Origin of the sequence: Bacillus timonensis (genome assembly GCF_004799755.1) — a bacterium.
Classification (GTDB): Bacteria; Bacillota; Bacilli; order Bacillales; family Bacillaceae_L; genus Ferdinandcohnia; species Ferdinandcohnia timonensis_A.
Genome location: NZ_SLUB01000103.1, coordinates 1 through 6,653 on the forward strand (window position 1 = coordinate 1; position 6,653 = coordinate 6,653).

A 6,653-nucleotide genomic window follows, 5' to 3' on the forward strand; every position below is an offset into this window, starting at 1 on the left:
AAAATAAACTTAACCAATTTCAACACCTGCCTGGTGAAATAAAATTATCAACATAAATCAGCTGATAACATTATTATATCAGGCTTTGTGGGCACATTTATTATTAATTACGTCACGGACTCAGGATCCTTTTATTTTAACAAAAGTTTCCAATAGACAATAGGCAAATATAGAAAAAAGCCTGTCTCTTTATTTTAGAAACAGGCCCAACACTACTTCCACCAGTCATCAAACATACTTGCTGGCAAATGTCGTTTATGTTTGGATATTTGATAGCGTTTTTCTATTTTTTCTGCATCTTCTTTAGAAACTGCTTTTCCTTCCAAATAATCGTCCAGAATTTCATAACTGATCCCTAACTCTGATTCATCGGCCTGCAGTGGTTTTACGTCTAATAAATCAGCTGTTGGAACCTTCAAGTACAGACGTTCCTCTGCTCCTAACTCCTGTAAAAGGGCACGTCCTTGTCGCTTGGTTAACCCTGTTAAAGGAAGAATGTCGGCTCCCCCATCCCCATATTTCGTGAAGAAACCAGTGACAGCTTCAGCGGCATGATCGGTTCCTACCACTAATAAATTTTGCATTCCTCCAACCGCATATTGAGCAATCATTCTTTCTCTTGCCTTTACATTTCCCTTATTAAAATCATTGATCTCTTCAGAAGTCGATTTCTTGTACTCTGTCACAAAGGCATCAACAGTAGTTGCAATATCAAAGGTGATTGCGCGATCTGGCTTAATAAATGCAAGTGCTGCTTTGGCATCCTCTTCATCCTTTTGGATACGATAAGGCAAACGAACAGCAACAAATGTGGCCTCATGCCCCTCTTTTCGAAGTTCCATGGCAGCCATTTGACAAAGCTTCCCTGCTAAAGTAGAATCCTGACCACCGCTAATCCCTAATACAAATCCATTTGTCTTGCTTTTTACGACATATTCCTTTAAAAAGTTTATCCTACGTTGAATTTCTTCTTTTGGATCAATTGTAGGCTTTACATGTAATTCTTTCATTATCTGTTGCTGAATACTCATGAAAGATCCCTCCATTTAAAATGGTCTTTTCGCAACAAACTGGTTAATTATTCATTTTCCCAATCATATCTTCAATATTTTCCTTTACTTCTTCAATGCGTTTCATTTTATTATTCCAACATTCCTGGCTCAGATCGACAGGATATTCCTCTGGCATCGTTGAACGCTTGTACTCATCCCATAGTAGTTCCAGATTTTCATTTAAAAACGCGCGGATTTCCTGTAAAGTCGGAATCTCATACACAAGTTTCCCATGATCAAAGATTGTATACTGCAACTCCCGTGCTTCAAAATTCGTAACAAATTTACTGATAAATGTATGAACCGGATGGAACATTTTGATTCGTTTCTCATTCTGCGGTTCTTCGTGTTCAAGAGTAATATAGTCACCTTCAGATTTTTGACTGTTTTTATTAATGATTCTATACACTCGTTTTAATCCCGGTGTAGATACCTTTTCAGGGTTACCGCTTATTTTTATAGTGTCTACCATATCCCCATTTTTATCTTCAATTGACACTAGTTTGTAGACAGCACCAAGAGCGGGTTGATCATAGGCAGTAATTAGCTTTGTTCCGATACCCCATGAGTCGATTTTAGCCCCTTGTGATTTTAAGTTGATTATCGTATGTTCATCAAGATCATTTGAAGCTACAATCTTGGCGTCTTTAAATCCTGCTTCATCGAGCATCTTTCTTGCTTCTTTTGATAAATAGGACAAGTCACCACTATCAAGGCGTATTCCAATGAAATTAATATTGTCTCCTTCTTCCTTAGCCACTCTAATCGCATTCGGAACACCGGATTTCAATGTATCATATGTATCAACGAGAAAAACACAATCTTTATGTGTGCTTGCATAATGTTTAAACGCTTGATATTCATCTCGATATGCTTGTACTAATGAATGAGCATGTGTACCAGAAATGGGTATACCAAACAATTTGCCTGCACGAACATTTGAGGTTGAATCAAAACCAGCTATATATGCAGCCCTTGTTCCCCAAATCGCCGCGTCCATTTCTTGTGCCCTTCTTGTGCCAAATTCCATAGCCGTCTGATCTCCAACGACTTGCTTAATACGGGAGGCCTTTGTGGCAATCAGCGTTTGGTAATTAATAATATTTAAGATTGGGGTTTCTAATAATACCACTTCACAAATGGGACCTTCAATACGAAGAAGAGGTTCATTAGCAAAAACGACTTCTCCTTCCTTCATGGAACGTAAAGTTCCCGTAAAACGAAGTTCCTTTAGATAATTAAGAAAATCTTCTTTATATCCTTCTTCCTTTAAATAGGCAATATCCGTCTCGCTGAATGAGAAGTTTTCTAGAAAATGGATGATTCTCTCAAGTCCAGCATAAACAGCATATCCATTCCCAAATGGAAGCTTCCGAAAGTTCACTTCAAAAACAGCTCTACGATTATGTAAACCTTCCCTCCAATATATCTCTGCCATATTAATTTGATATAAATCTGTATGTAATGCAATGCTGTCATCGTTAAAATGTTTGTTCATCAAAAATTACCTCCAGTAAATAACCTAACGAACTTCTGCGCCGATTGAATCTTTAAAATGTCCGAGTGCCCACTCATGTCCCGCTTGATTAAAGCTTGCGACAGCTGAACTGTGGATCACAATTTTGAATCCACGGTTATACGCATCAACTGCCGTATGTAGGACACAAATATCTGTACAAACACCCACAATATGAACTTCATTGATGCCACGTTCACGCAACTTAATCTCGAGGTCTGTTCCAGCAAACGCAGAATATCTCGTTTTATCCATCCAATATACATTCGGATTTGTTTGTTGTTCATTGAATACTCTTTGAAGATCCCCATATAGAAATCTTCCGGATGTATCTTCTATATTGTGAGGTGGGAATAACTTTGTTTCAGGATGTAGGTCATCGCCTACTTTATGAAGATCAATTGCAAATACAACATAGTCACCGTTTGAAATAAATTCCTCAGTAATACGAACAATTTCTTTTTCAATATCTTGCCCTGGTTTCCCGCAAGTTAATGCTCCGTCACTTGCAACAAAATCATTTGTATAATCTACATTTAACAATGCTTTTTTCAAGGTATTTCCTCCTCATTAATATAATCATTCCGCCTGAGTTCATATCAAAAAGAAAATTTTATTTAGTTTGGTTTACATTAGTGTAAAGTTTTTTACTCATAGTTCATTTTATATGAATTTTGTGGAATATTGAATAGAATTGCACTTTTTTGTTATATGTTTTGGATTATTTTAAAGAAAATAGGGATTACGTAAAGAACCCCACCAAGTTTCGTGGGGTTCAGGTGTTTTTATTCTTCGTCTAATTCTTCATCAAAGATTTCGTCAAAGGCTGCGGACACTTTATCAAATTCTTCATCACTTTCAATCGCTGAAAAATCTCCATCTTCATCAATCTTTAAAAAGAAAACATCGATATCATCCTCGGTATCTTCTTCTAAGTCGTCGAGAAAACCAACTGCAGCGTAGTCAGTACCTTCAATCGTTACAACGCCGAGCACTTCAACATCTTGATCTTCGCCTGATTCATCACTGATTGAAAAAACTTCTCCAACGGTTACTTTTTCCATAATCTTTTCCTCCCCAAATAGGTATGTACTATTTTATCTTTTCATTGTACCGATTAAAACATACCTTGTACACATGATAATTCGCAGTTAGCAAATAATAATCCTGTGATGAGTTTTTTTACTCTCACTAATAATCAATGTGGAGGGATATATATTGAATATTCTATTTCGCTTATTCCCAGAGTTGTATTATACTTTCGTGAAAATAATGATTTTCATGAAAAAATTAGCTTTTAGACTTCAGTATTTAGTTCGAATTCCAACTCTTGCGTAGAAGGAATATTCAATTTGTATTGTCAAATTCTCATTGATATGTGAAAAAGGTAAGCACATGCAGCTTACCTTTTTTCTTTAAGCTTCTAGTTAAAAATCGTATATGTATAACCTAAATTTATGCTATGATAAGGAAAAAAGTGGGAGTAATAAAATGAATCCTTTCCTATTTGGTGTTCTTGTTGTGACCACAACTGCGTTAATGGGATCTTCTTTTGCGGTTGGAAAAATCGGGTTAGATTATGTATCGCCACTTCTTCTCGTTGGTCTACGGTTTACTATTGCAGGTATTCTCATGGCTTTATTTGTCTGGAAAAAACCACTTCCAAATCAACTTCAAGATTGGTTACGAATATTCACCATCGGACTTTTTCAAACAACTGGGGTGATGGGGTGTATCTTCCTAAGCTTACGGACGATAACTGCTGGTGAATCCTCTATCCTCACGTTTAGCAATCCTTTACTTGTTGTCATTTTTAGTACGTTGTTTCTAGGAATTCGTTATCATTTTTTCCATTGGATGGGGGTAATCATTGGATTTACTGGAGTTTTCATTACGCTCGGCTTTCATCTTCAATTAGAAATTGGAGTCATACTAGGTCTTGGTTCCGCTATTTCCTGGTCGATTGGAACATTGTTAATTAAAAAATGGGGCGTTCGTTTTAATATTTGGGTGCTAACAGCCTATCAAATGTTATTTGGAGGTATTCTACTGCTCTTAATGAGTTTTACTTTTGAAAATCCTACAATCACGGTTACTTCTACCTCTGTATCAATCATTTTATGGCTTGCAATCATGGCTTCGATTGTTCAATTTGCCATTTGGTTTTACTTGATTAATACGGGTGATCCTGGTAAAACATCTGCATTTTTATTCCTTGCACCATTCTTTGGAGTTCTTACAGGTTGGGTGATTTTAAAAGAGGTTGTTGAATGGTTTGTTTATGGGGGAGCTTTGCTCATTTTCCTAGGTATCTTTTTGGTTAATTGGACATTTACAAAAGACAAAAAAATAGAACAAAGTCTTGGTGCATAAATGGAGGACCCCATTCTCCAATTAGGAGACTAGGGTCCTTAATTTTAGTTAATAAATTTTTCTTTTTCCTGCCAATATTCCTTCCGAAGGTGAATCTTTTGTATTTTCCCAGACGCGGTTTTGGGTAGTTCATTTTTAAAGACTACCTTTGTCGGTGCCTTAAAATGAGCGAGACGACTCCGTGAGAATGCAATTAACTCTTCTTCGGTCACATTATGCCCTTCACGTTTGACCACGATTGCCTGTGGTGTCTCTCCCCACTTCTCGTGGGGAATGGAGATAACCGCAACCTCTAATACAGCAGGATGATCGTATAATGCACTTTCAACCTCGATGGAAGAAATATTTTCCCCACCACTGATAATAATGTCCTTTTTACGATCGGCAATTTCGATATTGCCATTTGCATCTACAATCGCCATATCACCTGTGTGATAATAACCATTTCGAATCACTTCGTCCGTACCTTCTTTATTGTTTAAATATCCTTCCATCACCGTGTTACTGCGTACAATCACTTCCCCAATTTCGTTTCCATCTTGAGCAACATCTTCCCCGAATTGATTGACAACACGTACCTCTGCTCCTATAAATTCATAGCCCGCTTTTGCTTTTAAGCGATACTTTTCTTCTTTCGAAGCATTATCCTGTGTATCTCGGATTATGGATGTTGTGATAAGTGGTGATGCCTCTGTCATACCATATACTTGGATAAATTCCCATTCGAGTTCCTCTTCAACACGTTTTACAAATGCTGGTGGAGGAGCCGAACCAGCGATGACAATTCGAATATCTTGTTCTTGCTTTGTAAATCCATTTGAAGCCGTATATTGTAATAATGTATTGAGAACTGTTGGTGCCATATGCATAACAGTAACTTTATACGTATCTATTTTTCTGAAAATCTCCTCAGGATTTACCTTTCGTAAGCAAACCTGTGTAGCTCCATTTGCTGTATAGTAAAAAGGTGAGCCCCAGCCATTGACATGAAACATTGGTAAGATATGAAGTAGTGTATCACGATCTGTTACGCGAAGGTGGTGCATGGTTGTTAATGCATGAAGGTAATTACTGCGATGTGAGAGCATAACTCCTTTTGGTTTTCCAGTTGTTCCACTTGTATATAAGAGGGTTGCAATGTCTTTCTCATCCATTTCAGGACGTTCGATTGGTTCTTTTTCAAAGCATGCGAGCCATTCCTCATAAGAAATCGTCCATTCTGTGTTATCCTTTCTGCCATGAACAATAATCTTTTCTACCGTTTTTAATCTTTCTCGAATGGGCTCAATTTGTCCTACTAGCTCATGGTCGACAAACAAGATTTTCGTTTCACTATGATTTAATATGTACTCATAATCGGATGGAATCAATCTTGTGTTTAATGGAACGATGATGGCGCCAATTTGAAACACTCCATAAAACCCCTCAAACATTTCTGATGAATTTGGAGCTAAATAAGCGACACGATTCCCTTTTTCAACACCAAGATGACTTAATCCTCGGGAAAGTTGATTTACTCTGTCGTTTACTTCTGCATACGTAAATCTTTTGTCATCATCAATTAGTGCAGTTTTTTCACCATACAGTTTGACAGCACGATCTAAAAATTGAGATAAAAGCAAAGGTACATACAAATTCATTTCCCCCTTTAGTAAGTATAAAACGAAACGTGTAAACACTTACATTATAAGGACTGTCTCTTATACACATCT

6 protein-coding genes are annotated in these 6,653 nt (G+C 37.1%); 1 reads left to right on the forward strand and 5 read right to left on the reverse strand.

Going from position 1 to position 6,653, the window contains the following annotated elements; genetic code table 11:
- Positions 1-212: 212 nt before the first annotated feature.
- From nadE to E1I69_RS23650, 4 genes are all read right to left on the reverse strand, one after another.
- Positions 213-1,031 carry an ammonia-dependent NAD(+) synthetase gene (gene nadE / locus E1I69_RS23635; RefSeq protein WP_136381954.1) on the reverse strand — a complete coding sequence of 273 codons (819 nt, stop codon included), beginning with the start codon at positions 1,029-1,031 and terminating at the stop codon, positions 213-215.
- Positions 1,032-1,074: 43 nt separating this feature from the next.
- Positions 1,075-2,550, reverse strand: a complete 1,476-nt coding sequence (locus tag E1I69_RS23640; protein WP_136381955.1) for a nicotinate phosphoribosyltransferase — start codon at positions 2,548-2,550, stop codon at positions 1,075-1,077.
- Between the two features lie 24 nt (positions 2,551-2,574).
- Positions 2,575-3,123, reverse strand: a complete 549-nt coding sequence (locus E1I69_RS23645; RefSeq protein ID WP_136381956.1) for a cysteine hydrolase family protein — start codon at positions 3,121-3,123, stop codon at positions 2,575-2,577.
- Positions 3,124-3,353: 230 nt separating this feature from the next.
- Positions 3,354-3,632 carry a DUF1292 domain-containing protein gene (locus E1I69_RS23650; protein ID WP_136381957.1) on the reverse strand — a complete coding sequence of 93 codons (279 nt, stop codon included), beginning with the start codon at positions 3,630-3,632 and terminating at the stop codon, positions 3,354-3,356.
- A 427-nt stretch (positions 3,633-4,059) separates the two neighbouring features.
- Here E1I69_RS23650 and E1I69_RS23655 point away from each other — a divergent pair, with 427 nt between their 5' ends.
- Entirely contained in the window at positions 4,060-4,941 is an 882-nt protein-coding gene (locus E1I69_RS23655; RefSeq protein ID WP_136381958.1) for a DMT family transporter, read from the forward strand.
- Between the two features lie 44 nt (positions 4,942-4,985).
- On the opposite strand, the gene E1I69_RS23660 is transcribed toward E1I69_RS23655, so the two are convergent.
- Complete coding sequence (locus tag E1I69_RS23660; protein WP_431731905.1) at positions 4,986-6,581, reverse strand: long-chain-fatty-acid--CoA ligase; 1,596 nt, start codon at positions 6,579-6,581, stop codon at positions 4,986-4,988.
- Positions 6,582-6,653 lie beyond the last annotated feature (72 nt).